Source organism: Sphaerisporangium dianthi (assembly GCF_042654065.1).
GTDB classification, from domain to species: Bacteria; Actinomycetota; Actinomycetes; order Streptosporangiales; family Streptosporangiaceae; genus Sphaerisporangium; species Sphaerisporangium dianthi.
In genome coordinates, this window is record NZ_JBHSFP010000108.1 from 1 (window position 1) to 654 (window position 654).

Consider the following 654-nt stretch of genomic DNA (forward strand, 5'->3'; position numbering starts at 1 on the left):
ACATCGGTCATACGCAGGCGGCGGCGGGTGTGGCCGGTGTGATCAAGATGGTGATGGCGCTTCGGCATGGCCGGTTGCCCAGGACGTTGCATGTGGACGAGCCGAGTCCGCACGTGGACTGGTCGGCCGGCGCGGTGGAACTGCTGACCGGGGAACAGGACTGGCCGGAGACGGGGCGGCCGCGGCGGGCGGGTGTGTCGTCGTTCGGGATCAGTGGCACCAACGCACATGTGATCATCGAGGAAGGGCCCCGGCAGGATGCGGCCGCGCCCGGCGCGGACCCCGACGTGGTGGTTCCGCTCGTGCTGTCGGCCCGCGGCGAGGAAGCCTTGCGTGCGCAGGCCGCGCGTCTGCGGCAGTTCCTCGTGGAGCGGTCGGATGCCGCCGTCGCCGATGTCGCTTACTCGTTGGCACGACGCGCGGTCTTCGAGAACCGGGCGGTGATCCTCACCGACGACCGGACCACGTTGCAGGCCGCGTTGGCCGACTTCGCCGCGGGTGGCGACGCACCCGATGTGGTGAAGGGTGTCGCGTCGTCCGGTGGTTCGGGTGATGTGGTGTTCGTTTTTCCCGGGCAGGGGACGCAGTGGGTGGGGATGGCCGCTGAGTTGCTGGAGTCGTCGCCGGTGTTCGCGAGCCGGATGGCGGAGTGCG

At 69.9% G+C, this 654-nt stretch carries 1 protein-coding gene; it reads left to right on the forward strand.

From position 1 onward, the window contains the following. Positions 1-38 precede the first annotated feature (38 nt). Positions 39-654 (forward strand): ketoacyl-synthetase C-terminal extension domain-containing protein (locus ACFO60_RS40805; RefSeq protein WP_380852919.1); only part of this gene is annotated, 616 nt, incomplete at its 3' end.